The following is a 16,047-nucleotide window of genomic DNA, read 5'->3' on the forward strand; positions in this document are numbered from 1 at the left end:
GGGAAGCGAGCTCTCCCCAGCTTCCCCGCCCGGCCGCTCTTCGCCTTTCCCGAGCCGCAATCCGTTGCGATTCGGGAAAGGCGAATCCGCCAGACCATTCCCGAATGAAGGATTGCTCCCATGCGCAACTACCGATATGCCCTGCTGCCGCTGGCTTTGGCCGCGGCCTGTGCTCATGCTGATGATGCACTGTCGTTGACCGATGCGCTGACCGGCGGCAAGGTCACGATCGACTCGCGCCTGCGCATGGAGAACGTCGGCGACGACGCCGTCGCCAAGGACGCCAACGCACTGACCTGGCGCAACCGTGTCGGCTATCGCACCGCACCGTGGCTCGGTCTTTCGCTGTTCGCCGAACTCGAAGACGTGCGCGCACTCGATGACAGCTACAACTCGACCGCGAACGGCCGCACGCAATACGCCACCGTGGCCGACCCCGAAGGCAGCGAATGGAATCAGGCCGGCATCGCCTGGGATTCCGGGCATGGCACGCAGGTGGTCGCCGGACGCCAGCGTCTCGTGCTCGACAACCAGCGCTTCTTCGGCAACGTCGGCTGGCGCCAGAACGAGCAGACCTTCGATGCCCTGACGGCCACCCAGACGATCGCCAAGAACACCACGCTGCGTTATGCCTATCTGCAGGACGTGCATCGCGTGTTCGGCCATGCCAATCCGAATCCGTTGCTGGCCGAATACGATGTCGACGGGCATCTCGTGAACGTCGCGCACGTGTTCGGTCCGGCGACCCTGACCGGCTACGGCTACTTCGTCGAGAACCAGGACCTGCCGCTGACTTCGAACCGCATCGTCGGCGCCCGTTTCGCCGGCACGCATGCGCTCGCCGAGCCGTGGAAGCTGCTGTACACGATCGAATATGCGCAGCAAGCCAACTGGCGTGATGGCGCACACAATATCGATGCCGATTACACCCTGTTCGAGTTTGGCGCGGCCCGCGGCGCCTACACCGGCAAGTTCTCGCACGAACGCCTGGGCGGCGATGGCCACTATGCCTTCCAGACGCCGTTCGCGACGCTGCACGCCTTCAACGGCTGGGCCGACAAGTTCCTGGTCACTCCGGTGAACGGACTGGTCGATACCTTCGTCAGCTTCAATGGCCCGGTCGGCAAGCTGCAATGGGCCGCGTCCTACCATCAGTACGACGCCGACCACGGCGACGCCGACTACGGTACCGAGTGGGATGCGTCGCTCAGCTACGCCTTCAAGCAACGCTTCACGGCACTCGCGAAATTCGCCAGCTACGACGCCAACACGTTCGCCCGCGACACCGACAAGGTCTGGCTGTCGCTCGAATACAAGTACTGAGGGCGCACCCGCTGGCCGCCGACTTGACCGGTACCACCGATCAGCTTGCGGCCAGTCGGCGCAACGGGAGTTCGCGACGTGCGGTCGCGGGCGTGGCGCGGAAGCGTTCGATGAAGCCGGGCTCGATGGCTCCGTCGGCGGCGTATCCATAGGCACGGTCGCGGCCGTCGTGCTTCGCTTCGAACAGGGCCGCGTCGGCGATTTCAAGGACGTGCGGCCAGGCCAGTGCATCGCGTGATTGCGAGGCGAACGGCAGGCAGGCGAATCCGATCGAACAGGTGCGACGGATCGACACGCCGCCATCCAGCACGAAGATATGGCCGGCCACGGCGGTGCGGAGGCGCTCGGCACAGTGCAGCGCCTGGTCCTCGTCGGCCACCTGCGCGACGATCAGGAACTCCTCGCCGCCCCAGCGCACACCGATGTCGCCGTCGCGCAGTTGTGCATGGATCAAGCGCGCGAACGCCTCGATCACGCGGTCGCCAGCGGCGTGACCATGCTGGTCGTTCACCTGCTTGAACTCGTCGATGTCGACCAGGATCAGGGCCAGACGCCGCCGCAACGGATCACGCTGCGCACCCAACGCCTGCGCCGACAACACGGGCAAGGCGGCCTCCAACGAACGGCGATTGCCGAGCCCGGTCAGCGCATCGGTGCGACTGGCCACTTCGACCCGCTCGTAGGCCTCGCGCAACTCGCGCGTGCGCGCGTCCACCAGGGACTGCAGGCGTGCGGTGCGCTCGCGTTCGCGGGCGTTGAGCCGGCGCACGATGCTCGCCAGCAACAGCACCAGCAGCATGGCCACGGCGATGATCGACGCCGGCCGCTGCCACCAGGCTGGCAGCACGCGAATGTGGAAGACAACGGGCTGCGCGCTCTCGGTGCCCATGGCATTGCGGGCCCGCAAGGCCAGCACATGCTCGCCTGGCCAGAGATTGCCGAAACCGATCTGCCGACGCTCGAGCGGCAGCGTCGTCCACTCGGACTTGCCATCGAGGCGATAGTCGTAGCGCACCAGGTTCGGGGCCAGCAGGTCGCTGCTGGCCAGCTCGAGGCCGAGCTGAGACTGCGCGGGCGAGAGTTCGATTCGTCCCGAGGCCGCCGCCGCGGGTTGCGTCACGTCATCGACGCTGACGGCGCTGACGTAGACCTCGGGCACGTGGGTCCACGGTCGATAGTGGGCCGGATCGACGAAGGCGACGCCCTGGGTCCCGCCAAATACCAGCCAACCGTCCCGGGTACGCGTGGCCGATCCGACCCAGTTGGTGCCGACATCGAAGCCCTCGCTGCGATGCAGTCGCTGCACGCGCAAGGTCTGCGGATCGAGAATCGCGTTCGCCGACCAGAGCCTGCCGGTGTCGTCCTCCATGAGGTTCGATCCGAACGGCGCGTCGGCGTCGCCGGTCGCGACATGCTCGAACACCAGCGGCCGCTGCGCCGGATCGCGCACACGGTCGATGCCCTCGGCGGTGTTCACCCACAGCGTCCCGTCGCGCGCCACCAGTGCTCCGGCGACGTTGTCGCTGGACAGGCTGCTCGCCTGCGCCGGATCGTGGCGCACTTGCTGCAGGCGCTCCTGACCGGGCTCGAGCAGCAGCAAGCCGGCACCCGACGCAACCCAGAGTCGCCCCTCGGCATCCTCGGCCAGCCCCTTGATGATGCTGCGCACCGTCGAGCCGTCTTCGCGCAGCACATCGACGAAGCGATCCGGATCGCGCTGCCAGCGCACCAGGCCATCGGCGCTACCGATCCAGACGCGACCATCGCGACCGACCAGCACCGATTCGATCTGCAGCGTCGGCAATCCTTCGGCGCGACCGTAACTCTGGAAGTGGCTGCTGCCCGGCGCGAGGCGTTGCACGCCGGACTGGAAGGTCCCCACCCACAGCGTGCCGTCGGCGGCCTCGTCCATGCCGCCGATGACGCCATCGGCCAAGGCACCGGGACGTCCGTCCGCGCGATAGCCGCCAACGACACCGAGACGGCGATCGACGATGTCGATGCCATTCTGGGTCGAACCGACCAGGATGCGACCGTCCCGGCGTTCCAGCACGCTCAGCACGTTGCCATAGGTCAACGCACTCGTCTGGCGCACGCTGTGACGCAGGATGCGGAATCCCGCGTTGCGCGGATTGTGGCGCTGTAGGCCACCGCCCCAGGAGCCTATCCAGAGCAGGCCACTGCGATCGACCAGCATCGCGCCGGCGGCATCGAAACTCAGGCCGTCGGCCTGGCTCGGATCTTCGTTGAGCAGATGCCGGACCTCGCCGCTGACGGCATCGACGATGGCCAGCCCCGATCCGTAGCGACTGATCCAGACTTCGTCCGGTGTCGCCTGCGCAATGGCATTGATCCAGGATCGCGACAGTTCCGCCGCCTGCGCATGCGTCGTGCCGACCCAGCGGATCGTGCCGTCGTCGGGGTTCACGATGGCAGCGCCGGATTCGCGCGTGCCGACCCACAGCGATCCGTTCCCGGCCATCATCAGCGAGACGATTTCACGGCCCGCCAGCGACGGCCCGCCTTGTGTCAGAAACGGTTCCACCGCGGTGCTCCCGCGGCGCAGGCGTTGCAGGCCATCCATCGTGCCGATCCAGAGATTGCCTTGCGCATCGAACAGCAGGCTGCGCACACGCTCCTGCGGTTCCGGCAGGTCGCCCTCGACACCGAGCACGATCGGCTCGAACCGGCCACGCTGCGGATTGTGCCGGACCAGGCCGTCGTCCGCGGCGATGAAGACGTCTCCCCCCGGCGCGATGGCGATCGCAAAGATGTTGCCGGGTCCGATGCCGTCGCGGTGTCCGGGCACGTGTTGAAACCGGGTGAAGCGGCCGGTCGCGGGATCGAGCACCGAGACGCCATTGACCTCCGACCCGGTCCAGACGCGGCCATCGGCACCGATCGCCAGCGAGAACACGAAATCGCCACCGATCGAACCGGGATCGTCGCGATCGTGACGGAACCGGGCATAGCCATGGCCGTCGTACCGGATCAAGCCGGACTGGGTACCGATCCACAGCGCGCCCTGCGCATCCTGGGCCAGCGCCGTGACCACGCCGTTCGGAATCTGGTCGTCATTGCCGACCGTCTCGAACACGCGCTGGTCGAAATCGAAATCACGCGACGAGCGCGTCTGTGCCGAGGCCGAGAGGGCGCCGCACAATGCCAGCAATGCGAAGCACACTCGGCCCCCCGCAGTCCTCAAACCGAATTCCTCCCTGGTTGCGTCGAATCAGTTCGAACCGATGCTTACCCGCCACATCGCCAGCCCGCCGCCACCGGCGCACACCGAGCCACTGCTGTCCGGATCGTCGCCCGCGTAGGCGACCACGATTTCCGGAAGCGCATCGCCGTCCACGAGGTTGCCGACGCGCACGTCGAAGGCACTGCAATGCGCGAAGCGTTCGAGCGGCACGGCGATCGCAGCCAGACGATATAGGCCGTTGCGATTCTCGACCAGGCGCAGATTCCCCCGATCGAGCGCCAGCGCAAGATCGAGGTCTCCGTCGCCATCGAGGTCGGCCGGGGCGATGGCCACCGCGACGTCCGTTCCGGCTTCTTGCGACAGCCATTGCATGTCCTGCCGGCGCACGTCATAGACGCCAAGCCCGTTGCAGAAACCGCCGTCGTCAGTCGCCGCGAGCATGGACAACAGGGCCCGCGGTTCGCTCTCCGCCACCGCCGCGATCGCTACAGCGGAGACGGCTGCGCGGGCCGGCAGTCCGACGATATCGATACCGCGAAAGGCACGACCGTCGCCCAGCTGGATCAGCCCCGTCGATGCGGGATCGATCCGCCCGGTGACGAGGTCGGCCCAGCCGTCGCCGTCGAGGTCGCCGGCCGCGATGCTGGTGGAATAGCCGGACAGCTCGGGCACGGGATCGACGCGCTGCCACGCACGACTGCGATTGAGATACACAACGAACGGCTGGCGCGTGGGCTGCCTCGAGAACAGCGCCGGCCCCTCGTTCGCGATCGCGAAATCCATGGTGCCGTCACGATCGAAGTCGGCCACCGCCAGTGCGCGCGACGACACGAAGCCGGGCGCGACGCCGGAACCCGGCAGCGCCAGCATCAGGTCGGTCCCGGCCGGCGCGAAATAACCGCGACCTTCGGCAAGCATCGGCACGACACCTCGCAGATGCGCAGCCAGCACCAGATCGGTCTGTCCGTCACGGTTGAAATCCGCGGCCTTGATGGCGCCGTAATCGAAGGGCTGCGGCGGCCAGTGCGCCTCTGCCCAATAGCGGAAACCGCCGTTGCCATTCCCGAGAAAGATGTTCGGCTGAGGACGACCCTTCCGGGCCGGCCCGAACACGATGTCGAGGTGGCCGTCACCGTCCATGTCGGCGAGATCGAATTCGTCGCGCCATTGCCCGAGCGTCGGCAGCACGGCCTGAACTGGCATCACCTGCCAGGGGCCAGACTGCGCCGTCGGCGGCGCCTCGCACCGCGCCATCGGCGCTGCCGCCTTATGCGGCAGCGGCGCACACGCCGCCAGCGCCAGCATCACCCACAAAGCGGGGCGGCAGCATACGCGCCACCCCGCCCAACACACCGCCATCAGGCCATTCACGCCAACGCGTTGCGCCGACGAACCGCGAACAGGCCGAAGGCGCCCATCAGACCCGTGATCAGCAGCATCCCGAGCGCACCCATTGCCGGCACCGGCTGCTTGTCGACGAAGGGCGGCTCGCCCGCGAGGTATTCGTTGTCATCCCCGGCGCCAGAGCACCCGGGCTCGCTCGGCCAGTCAATGTAGCGATCGTTGTCGTTGTCGATCCCGTCCGAGCACTGCGGCAGCGTGACACCCGCCACTTCGTTGTTGTCGGCCAGCGACTCGCAACCGGGATCGATGGTGGTATCGAACCCGGGCATGCCGTCGAAGTCGTACTGGACGAAGTCGAGGGTGCCGTCGAAGTCGTTGTCGACATGATCGCTGCAGGCCGAGGTTTCGAATTCGTCGTTCGCCGAGGTGCAGAACGGATCCGACGGGAAATCGGCGGTGCCGTTGCCGTCGTTGTCGATGCCGTCCGCGCACTGGCCGGGACCGCCTTCGTTGTTGTCGAAGGGCGTCGGGCAACCCGGATCGTTCGGATAGTCCCGGTAGCCGTCAAAGTCGTCATCGAGGCCGTTGCTGCAGGCCCGCGTCTCGGATGTGGACCAGCCGAATTCGCAGGACGGATCGTTCGGGAAGTCGATGAAGCCGTCGGCATCATCATCGATGCCGTTGTTGCAAGAGGTGGTTTCGGTTCCGGATGTCGCACTCTGACAACCCGGATCATTCGGAAAGTCGATGAAGCCGTCGGCATCATCATCGATGCCGTTGTTGCACAGTGGCGCTTCGTTGTTCGAATCGACGCTGCCGCAGCCGGGGTCGGCCGGGAAATCCGTCAGGCCATCGCCATCGTTGTCGATGCCGTCGTTGCAGAGGAAATTGGTCTCGTTGTTGTCCGCCGCGCTGGAACAGCCGGTGTCGAGCGGATAGTCGGTACGACCATCACTGTCGTTGTCGACGCCGTCGCTGCACTGGTTGGCTTCGGTCGTGTCGGTGAAGTAGCTGCACAACGTGTCCGCCGGCCAATCGACCGTGCCATCGGCATCGTTGTCGACGCCGTCGCCGCATTGGTTGTCGTAAGCGTCCACCTCGGCCATGTCGGCGCGCGAGCGGCATCCTGGATCTGCGGGATAGTCAGCCAGCATGTCAGCGTCATTGTCGAGACCATCGCTGCATTCAGCATATTCCTGGAAGTCCGTCGCAGAGGTGCATCCCGGGTCGGCAGGAAAATCGACGAACGTATCGCTGTCATTGTCGATACCGTCCGAACATTGAGGATTCGCCGGCGCACTGGTGCCCACGACGTAGTTGCCGAGCGACTGCTCGGGATCGGCGATCGCGCGGACGCTCTCGCGGCGCGTGCCGGAGGTGTAGACGTGTGTCACCGCCGCCTGAAACCGCAAGTCGACCAATTGCCACTGGGGCGGCATCACGATCGGCGCAATAAACGGGGCCAATTCGGCCGGACGCTGCAAATGGTAATTGATGCTGCCCTCGGTCACCGCCATGCCGCTGATCGCGGTCACCTGGCTGGCCAGCGGAAACACGAGCTGGGAGGCCGACTGCGCCTCTTCGCGCGCATCAAACGCGTCCATCGCCAGCACGCCGAGACTCGGTGGCGAGCCGCAGGCGAACGGTGCCGCCTGGCCAGGATCTCGCCACACGATCGCCGAGGTCGCGGTGATCGCGCCCGCCGTCTGGAACTTGCCCCAGTGCGCGCTCAGCAGGCGCTCACGGTCGTCCACCGCGGTGGTTTCGCCACGAATGCGGCTGTAGAACGTCATGTCCTGCAGGCCGGTGCCCGAATCCGCGGTGCCGTCGACATTGGCGTCCGTCGTGCTGGCCTCGATATGCATCAGGGCATCGCCGTGCGCCCATCCGGCGCCGGGATTCACCATCGCGTATTCGCCCCACAAGACGTTGGCGTCGCTGCCGATGCCCGTGCCGCCATCGGCAAAATAGGCAGGATCGCGCGGCGTCAGCGCGGTGCAACTGTTCACCGCATCGATGGTGACGAAGCCGCGGGCATGCCCGTCGCCACGGGAACTGCCGCCGCATTGCCCGCCGGTCAGCGTCGACGCTGCACCGGTCAGGGCATTGCGCACGTTGGTGATCGTGGTCGGCGTCCAGTTCGCGAGCGGGAAACTGCAGCCAGTGCCTGAACCGCTCGACACCGGCAGGACGCCGGTGCGCAGGACGGTCCCCGAGAGCGATTTCGGTCACGCCATTCGCGGCCAGGTTGAGGTCGAACGTGGTCACCGGGATCCCGACATCGGTCCACAGGGTGACGTGCGCAAGCTGGCTGGCGTTCGAGCGGTTGCCGACCGTGAGCACGGTCTTGTGCCCGTTGCTGCTGTTCATGTCGACATCGAAATGCGGCAGCAGCAGAGTGGCAGCGGGAACGTTGTCCTGGGCGCCGAACTTGGCCTGGACATCCAGGCCGAATACCGCCAAGACGAGCGCCGGAATCAGTGCAATCTTCTTCATGTGCATGTGCTCCGGTCGATTACGGCACGATGGGATCGGCGAGGTCGGCCGCATTGCCGAGCTGGATGCCTTCGACGGTGTAGGCGAAACCGGAGGTCGCCGGCGTGGAAGACGGATACTGTTCGAAGGTCAGCCAGGACTGGCGAATGGTGTTCCAGTCGTTCGCATTCATCGGGTCCGGGTCGGTGGTCGAGTTCAGGTTGGCGAACAGCCAGCCAGGCGACGCCGCAAGCGACAGCGCCGATCCCGCCACGCGTCCGCTCGCATACGGGAACAGCGCGCCGGCCGGATTGGCGGTATTGGTGCCGTTGCCGGAAAACACCGATAGGTCACGAAGCGGCAGCGGGAACGCCGCCGGAACGGCACATCCGGCCACCGGCGTGATCTTCTGGCCGGGATCGCGCCAGTAGTTCAGGTCCGTCTTGCCTGCGACGGCACGACCGGCCCAAGCCGTCGGCAGCGCCTCGCGCTCGGACACGGTCGAGTAATTGGTCAACGACGAATACAAACCGTAAGACGGCGCCGGCCCGGCGACGTATCTTGATTCGACGTGGACGGCATTGGCGGCGACCATCCGGCTTCCGTTGGCATTGCTGATGACGTAGCTGCCCATCAAGATATTGCGCCGGTCTGCGATCCCGCCGGGGAAAAACGCCGTCTCGTAGGGCGAATCGGTCGTGCACTGTGTCACTGTGTCGATCGTGACGTAACCGCGTGCAATGCCATCGCCGTAATTGATGGCGCCGCAACTGCCGCCGAAGTAGTTGAGACTGGCCAAGCCGGTATGCGCCGCCTTGACGTCATAGGTGATCAGCAACTCGATGTCCGAAGGTGCAGCGCTGCAGGGCGGCACCGCTCCGGGGAAATTGATGTCCTGCGAAAAGTCGCCCTTGTTCGAGATGCCATCGTCGGGATTGCTGGTGTCGCCTGTATCCGAGCCCGCGTCGGCTGTCACCGGCGGAAAGCGGTTGAACACGTTTTGCAGATCGATCGTCTGCTGGTCGTAGCCGGTCAGGTAGATGCCGAAGCGTGCGGTCGGCAGCGCCTCGTCGGTCCACAGCGTGACTTGCGCCACGGCGGCCGAAGCACTCGCATTCGTCAACGTGATCACGGTGTTGACACCCGTGCGATTGAGCGTATCGACCTCGAAGTGCGGAATCAGCAGCGTCGCCGCCGGCACGTCGTCGATGGTGCCGAACTCGGCGTGGGCCTGCAGAGGCAGCAGGGCAAACAGCAAAGCACCCAATTTTCGTAAAGACACGATCCACTCCCCATTCCATGACCCAGATCAAGGATAGCCGCGACCCGATGCGGCTGCAACGACTCCAGAAGCATAACGCTGAGCGTCAACTGAATGAAAGCGCGGACATCGTCGCGACCCCGGGGTGAAGGCAGGGTGCGCCGCTGCGTGCCGGCAACCAACCCCCTGCCCGAAGGTACGGCTGGAATCCGCGCGCAACCCGTTAAGATCGCGCCCTCACGATGGAGAATGCGATGTCGTTATCGACACAGGCCGCGCCCGCGCGCGGCAAATCGAAGGTGTATCCGGATGCCGCGACAGCGCTGCGCGATCTGGTGGCCGATGGCCAGACGCTCGCGGTCGGCGGCTTCGGCCTGTGCGGCATTCCCGAAGCGCTGATCGCTGCCTTGCGCGATTCCGGCGTCAAGGGCCTGACCGCGATCTCGAACAATGCCGGCGTCGACGGCTTCGGCCTCGGCCAGCTTCTGGCCACTCGCCAGATCAGGAAGATGATTTCGTCCTACGTCGGCGAGAACAAGGAATTCGAACGCCAGTACCTCTCCGGCGAACTTGAGCTCGAATTCAACCCGCAAGGCACGCTGGCCGAACGCCTGCGCGCCGGCGGTGCCGGCATCCCCGCGTTCTTCACGCGTACCGGTTACGGCACCATCGTCGCCGACGGCAAGGAGACGCGACAGTTCGACGGCCACTGGTACGTGCTTGAAACCGCGCTCAAGGCCGATGTCTCGCTGGTCAAGGCATGGAAGGCTGACCAGGCCGGCAATCTCGTGTTCCGCAAGACCGCACGCAATTTCAATCCGGCCTGCGCGATGGCGGGCAAGGTGTGTGTCGCCGAAGTCGAACAGGTCGTCGAGACCGGCAGCATCGACGCGGATGCGGTGCATCTGCCCGGCATCTACGTCGACCGCATCGTGCTCAATGCCTCGCCCGAGAAGCGCATCGAACAGCGCACCGTTCGCCAAGGAGACAAGTGATGGCCTGGACCCGCGACGAAATGGCGCAGCGCGCCGCGCAGGAGTTGAGCGACGGCGCCTACGTGAACCTGGGCATCGGCCTGCCGACCCTGGTCGCGAACTTCATTCCCGAGGGCATGGACGTGTGGCTGCAGAGCGAGAACGGCCTGCTCGGCATCGGCCCGTTCCCGACCGAAGCCGAAGTCGACGCCGACCTGATCAACGCCGGCAAGCAGACCGTGACCGCGGTTCCTGGCGCCAGCTATTTCGGCAGCCACGATTCGTGGGCGTCGTCAACCGCATCATCACCGAACTCGCGGTGATGGACGTGACGCCGCAAGGACTGAAGCTGGTCGAAACTGCGCCGGGCGTCACCCCGGACGAACTGCGCGAGAAGACTGGCGTCGCCCTGCTCTGATCTCACCCGCCAGTTGCACTGCCCGTGCCGCCGTGCACGGGCGCAAGCGCCCGGCCGCCGCTGGCAACCGGCGCTGAACAGTGCGTGCCGGAGCCGCTAAAGTGCTGCGGCCGCACGGCGATGTCGCTATAGTGCGCGGCCGTTTTTATCCCTCCATCCGAATCAAAGGATATATGCCTCGATGAGCAGCTATCTCTTCACCTCCGAATCCGTTTCCGAAGGCCACCCGGACAAGATCGCCGACCAGATCTCCGATGCCGTGCTCGACGCCATCCTCGCGCAGGACAAGCGCGCCCGCGTGGCCTGCGAAACGATGGTGAAGACCGGCGCGGCGATCGTCGCCGGCGAAGTCACCACCAGCGCCTGGGTCGACATCGAGGCGCTGGCGCGCAAGGTCATCAACGACATCGGCTACAACAATTCCGACGTCGGCTTCGACGGCCACACCTGCGCCATCATCAACATGCTCGGCAAGCAGTCGCCGGACATCAACCAGGGCGTCGACCGCAAGAAGCCGGAAGAACAGGGCGCGGGCGACCAGGGCCTGATGTTCGGTTACGCCTGCAACGAAGCCCCGGAATACATGCCGGCGCCGATCTACTACTCGCACCGTCTGGTCGAGCAGCAGGCCAAGATGCGCAAGAAGAAGAATTCGCCGCTGCCGTGGCTGCGCCCGGACGCGAAGTCGCAGGTCACGCTGCGTTATGACGGCAACAAGATCGCCGGCATCGACGCGGTCGTGCTCTCGACCCAGCACGACGAGGACGTGAAGCAGAAGCACCTGGTCGAAGCGGTGATGGAAGAGATCATCAAGCCGGTGCTGCCGACCAAGCTGATCGACAAGAAGACCAAGTTCCACATCAACCCGACCGGCAAGTTCGTGATCGGCGGTCCGGTCGGCGACTGCGGCCTGACCGGTCGCAAGATCATCGTCGACAGCTACGGCGGCATGGCGCGCCACGGCGGCGGCGCGTTCTCGGGCAAGGATCCGTCCAAGGTCGATCGTTCGGCCGCGTATGCCGCACGCTACGTGGCGAAGAACATCGTCGCCGCCGGCCTCGCCGACAAGTGCGAAGTCCAGGTCAGCTATGCCATCGGCGTGGCCGAACCGACCTCGATCTCGGTCACCACGTTCGGCACCGGCAAGATCGGCGACGAACAGATCGAGAAGCTGATCCGCGGCCACTTCGATCTGCGCCCGTACGGCATCATCCAGATGCTCGACCTGATCCATCCGGTCTACCAGGCGACGGCCAGCTACGGCCACTTCGGCCGCAAGCCCTACGAGCACGACTACACAAACAAGGATGGCAAGAAGGTCAAGGCGACCGCGTTCTCGTGGGAGAAGACCGACCGCGCCGAAGCCCTGCGCAAGGCCGCCGGCCTCAAGGGCTAAGGTGGAAGCAGGCTCCGCCCCGCGATTTCCCCCGACAAACGGCCCGCTCACGCGGGCCGTTTGCGTTGCAGGGCTCACACCTCGGCGAAACGCCGCAACAGATTCGTGTGGGTCTTGTTGATTCGCTCGAAGGTCGCGCCGCGGCCTTCGCGGGCGAATACGTCGTCGCGAGCCTGAGCGAGATCCCACAGCATGGCTCGGACGGAAGCGTCGCGGATGAAGCTCTGGATCCAGGCGACCACGACCAGCCGCTCGCCGCGCGTGACCGGGCGCACCTGATGCGCGTCGCCCGTGTCGTAGGCGATGAGGTCGCCCGCGGCGAGCTTGACGGCAACGTTGCCGGCGCCGGTCTGAAGTTCCAGTTCGCCGCCGTCGTAGTCATCAGGCTCCGACAGGAACAGGGTCAGCGACAGGTCGCTGCGAAACACCTGGGCGTCGCCCATCAAGGCGGCGTCGACGTGCAGGCCGTAGGCCATGCCGGGGCGATAACGCGCAAGCATCAGGCCATGCAACTGGTTCGGGCACGTCGCGTGCCGGAATGCGTCGTTGCGCTTCAGCGCCGCGAGCACGATGCGGGTGATCTCGGGCATCGCCGGATCGCCGTGTGCGACTTGCTCGTTGCGCTTGATGTCATGCAGGCTTGCAGCCGCCGTCGTACGCCCGTCGATGAAGCGTGCCGACGCCGCGAGGGCTCGCAATTGCGTCAGCTCGACGGCGTCGAGCACTTGCCTAACGTGCAGCAGCATCGTTACTCGAATCCGTCCATGAAAATGTCCTTGCAGGGCGTCGTCAAGTCCGATCGACTGGTGCCGTAGACATCATGGTTGTTGGTGTCGGTGCCCGCTTGAGACGGCGCAGAGTTGCCGCTGAAGGAGACGCTGCATCCGCTCACGATCGGGAGGATGGCGGGCATGCCTTGGCGACTGGCACCGATGATGGCGTTGTGGGCGACCTGCGCAGCTTCATCGAGCACGAAAATGGCGCCGCCGAGCCGGGTCGCCGCGGCATTGCCGGACACGCTGTTCGAACTGAACAGGCTGTTGCTGATCGCCACCACGCCCGAACGCACGAACAAGCCACCGCCGAACGCTGCGCCTGCGCCGCCCGAGTTGGTCGTCGCTGCCGTGGCGCCAAAACCGGAGACACCATTCGTCGCCGGCGTGCCCAGCTCGGCATAACCCTTGGCACCGCCACCGGCACCGAATCCGCCTGCCCCGCCGTTGCCCGCACTGCCGAAACCGGAGCTTCCGCCGCGCCCGCCGCCGCCGGCGAAACCCCCGTCTCCGCCGTTCCCCGCGAAGGCCGAACCGCCGGAACTGGTATTGGTCGCGCCACCACCGCCACCACCGCCACCGAAGCCCCCCATGGCGCCATGCTGTCCACCCTGCGCCCCCAGCAGGGACGCGCCGCCGCCACCGCCACCGCCGAAACCGCCGGCACCCGGCATAGGCACGAAACCTGTACCGGTACCGCCATTGCCGCCGTTCGGCGCACCGGCGGCGCCGCCCGGAATGATGCTGGCCGTGGAAGCGTTGGCACCGCCGCCACCGCCGGATCCGATCGTCGCCGAGTTCGACGCTGTCGCGCCGGCGTTCGCACCCGCACCGTGCAGGCCGGCACCGCCGGCACCGCCGCTGTTCGAGACCACCGAACTCGCCGCACCGCCACCGGCCTGTGCACTGACGATGCTGATCCGATCCAGCCGAACATCGCCGTCGTAGACAAACAACGCACCGCCCATGCCGGGCGAGCTGCCCGCGCCATCGGCTCCGGCACCACCGACGAAACTGCAGAACTGGATCCCGAAGCGTTCGAGCACAACCGTCGGTGCAGATGTCTCGTCGCCGATGAACAGCGGCTGGCCACCGCCTTCGCAGCCAATGACACTGGTGCCGAGCGCGTGGCCGCGGATGGTGAGATCGCCGGTAATCGGCGGCGGTCCGGCACCCGCGCCGGTCAGCGTCGGATAGTGCGCATTCGGTGGCAACAGGATCACGTCAGCCCCCGAACCGGCGCTGCAACTGCCCACGGCGCTATCGGTATTGGCCGAATGGATCGCATCGACCAGGTCACAGCCATTCACGTTGTTGTCGACCTGGATGGTCGCCGCCGGTACCGCCTGCGCGACGCACAGCGCCAGCGAAACGGCCGCACTCAGGCGCGCGCGGCGCATCGGAACTTGGATCATGACTTCCCCCGGGAATCGACGGCAGCGAGTGTAGCCTCGGGTCGGCACGGCCGCGATGGCCGGGGCATGCGATGATGCCGCAATGACCTCCTTTTCCGAACTGAAACTCAGCGAGTCGCTGATCAAGGGCGTGGCTGCGCTCGATTACCACGAGATGACGCCGATCCAGGCGGCCGCGCTGCCGCTGATCCTCGCCGGCCATGACGTGATCGCGCAGGCGCAGACCGGCAGCGGCAAGACCGCGGCGTTCGCCCTCGGCATGTTGCAGATGCTCGATACCGCGGCGGTGCAACTGCAGGGTCTGGTGCTGTGCCCGACGCGCGAACTCGCCGACCAGGTGAGCAAGGAAATCCGCCGCATCGCAAGGCCATTGCCGAACGTGAAGGTGCTGACGCTGTGCGGCGGCGTGTCGCTGCGCCCGCATCTCGCGTCGCTGGCGCACGAGCCGCACATTGTCGTCGGTACGCCCGGACGCATTCTGGAACTGATCCGCAAGCAGGCGCTGCCGCTGAAGGCCCTGCAGATGCTGGTGCTGGACGAAGCCGACCGGATGCTCGACATGGGCTTCGCCGCCGACATCGAGGCCATCGTCAAGGCGACACCGAAGCAGCGCCAGACCCTGCTGTTCTCGGCCACTTACCCGGAACAGACGCGGGCGATCGCCGAGCGCCATCTGCGCGATCCGGAAACCGTCACCATCGATCAGGGCGATGCCGGTCCGGACATCGAGCAACGCCTGTATGAAGTCGCAGACGGTTCGCGCAAGCTCGATGCACTGGTCGACCTGCTGGTGACGCAGCGGCCGGAAGCCGCCATCGTGTTCTGCAACACCCGCAACGACACCCGCGATGTCGCCGAGTCGCTCGATCGCTGCGGCTTTTCGGTGCTGGCACTGCACGGCGAACTCGACCAGCGCGAACGCGACGAGATGCTGGTGCGTTTCGCGAACCGCAGCTGCACCGTCCTGGTCGCGACCGATGTCGCCGCGCGCGGCCTCGACATCAAGGAACTGCCGATGGTGGTCAACTTCGACGTGGCCAGCGATGCCGACGCCCACATCCACCGCATCGGCCGTACCGGACGCGCCGGCGCGCGCGGACTGGCCATCACCCTGACGACGCCACGCGAGTCGTCACGCATCGGCGCGATCGCGGAACGCATGGGGCAGCCGCTCCAGCGCCAGCCGCTGCCGCAGGTGAACGGCAAGCCACGCCCCTTGCTGAGCACGCACCTGACCATCGCGGTCGATGGCGGCCGTGCCGACAAGCTGCGTCCCGGCGACCTGCTCGGTGCCCTCACCGGCGACGCCGGCCTGCCTGGCGACGCGGTCGGCAAGATCGACATCTTCCCGACTCGCAGTTATGTCGCGATCACGCGCAACCACGCCGAGACCGCCCTGCAACGTCTGCGCGAAGGCAAGATCAAGGGCCGCAGCTTCCGCGTGCGCCGTATCGGGCACTGAA

10 protein-coding genes and 1 pseudogene are annotated in these 16,047 nt (G+C 66.1%); 5 read left to right on the top strand and 6 right to left on the bottom strand.

Annotated elements, in window-relative coordinates; genetic code table 11:
- Positions 1-120: 120 nt before the first annotated feature.
- Entirely contained in the window at positions 121-1,323 is a 1,203-nt protein-coding gene (locus IPP28_15530; protein MBL0042406.1) for a hypothetical protein, read from the top strand.
- A 40-nt stretch (positions 1,324-1,363) separates the two neighbouring features.
- Here IPP28_15530 and IPP28_15535 read toward each other — a convergent pair whose 3' ends face one another.
- From IPP28_15535 to IPP28_15550, 4 genes are all read right to left on the bottom strand, one after another.
- On the bottom strand, positions 1,364-4,507 hold the full coding sequence (locus IPP28_15535) for a diguanylate cyclase (protein ID MBL0042407.1): 3,144 nt from the start codon (positions 4,505-4,507) through the stop codon (positions 1,364-1,366).
- Positions 4,508-4,555: 48 nt separating this feature from the next.
- Positions 4,556-5,836 (bottom strand): VCBS repeat-containing protein, encoded by a 1,281-nt coding sequence (locus tag IPP28_15540; protein MBL0042408.1) that lies wholly within the window; start codon positions 5,834-5,836, stop codon positions 4,556-4,558.
- 59 nt (positions 5,837-5,895) lie between these two features.
- Entirely contained in the window at positions 5,896-8,055 is a 2,160-nt protein-coding gene (locus IPP28_15545; protein ID MBL0042409.1) for a hypothetical protein, read from the bottom strand.
- Between the two features lie 332 nt (positions 8,056-8,387).
- Positions 8,388-9,629, bottom strand: a complete 1,242-nt coding sequence (locus IPP28_15550; protein ID MBL0042410.1) for a hypothetical protein — start codon at positions 9,627-9,629, stop codon at positions 8,388-8,390.
- 233 nt (positions 9,630-9,862) lie between these two features.
- On the opposite strand from IPP28_15550, the gene IPP28_15555 reads away from it, so the two are divergent.
- The 3 genes and pseudogenes from IPP28_15555 to IPP28_15565 all read left to right on the top strand — a co-directional run bounded on the left by IPP28_15555 (position 9,863) and on the right by IPP28_15565 (position 12,396).
- Complete coding sequence (locus tag IPP28_15555; GenBank protein MBL0042411.1) at positions 9,863-10,603, top strand: CoA transferase subunit A; 741 nt, start codon at positions 9,863-9,865, stop codon at positions 10,601-10,603.
- A pseudogene (locus tag IPP28_15560) lies at positions 10,603-11,000 on the top strand (hypothetical protein). The gene IPP28_15555 and the pseudogene IPP28_15560 overlap by 1 nt, the downstream one beginning before the upstream one ends.
- 181 nt (positions 11,001-11,181) lie before the next feature.
- Entirely contained in the window at positions 11,182-12,396 is a 1,215-nt protein-coding gene (locus IPP28_15565) for a methionine adenosyltransferase (GenBank protein MBL0042412.1), read from the top strand.
- A gap of 74 nt (positions 12,397-12,470) precedes the next feature.
- Here the strand turns inward: IPP28_15565 and IPP28_15570 are convergent, their stop codons facing one another.
- The gene (locus tag IPP28_15570) at positions 12,471-13,142 is read right to left on the bottom strand and encodes a Fe2+-dependent dioxygenase (GenBank protein MBL0042413.1); all 672 of its coding nucleotides are present in this window, start codon (positions 13,140-13,142) and stop codon (positions 12,471-12,473) included.
- 2 nt (positions 13,143-13,144) lie between these two features.
- The gene (locus IPP28_15575) at positions 13,145-14,584 is read right to left on the bottom strand and encodes a hypothetical protein (GenBank protein ID MBL0042414.1); all 1,440 of its coding nucleotides are present in this window, start codon (positions 14,582-14,584) and stop codon (positions 13,145-13,147) included.
- An 82-nt stretch (positions 14,585-14,666) separates the two neighbouring features.
- On the opposite strand from IPP28_15575, the gene dbpA reads away from it, so the two are divergent.
- A complete protein-coding gene (gene dbpA / locus IPP28_15580) occupies positions 14,667-16,046 on the top strand; it encodes an ATP-dependent RNA helicase DbpA (protein MBL0042415.1) in 1,380 nt (459 codons plus the stop codon).
- Position 16,047: the final 1 nt, after the last annotated feature.

This window comes from Lysobacterales bacterium (genome assembly GCA_016721845.1).
Classification (GTDB): Bacteria; Pseudomonadota; Gammaproteobacteria; order Xanthomonadales; family Ahniellaceae; genus JADKHK01.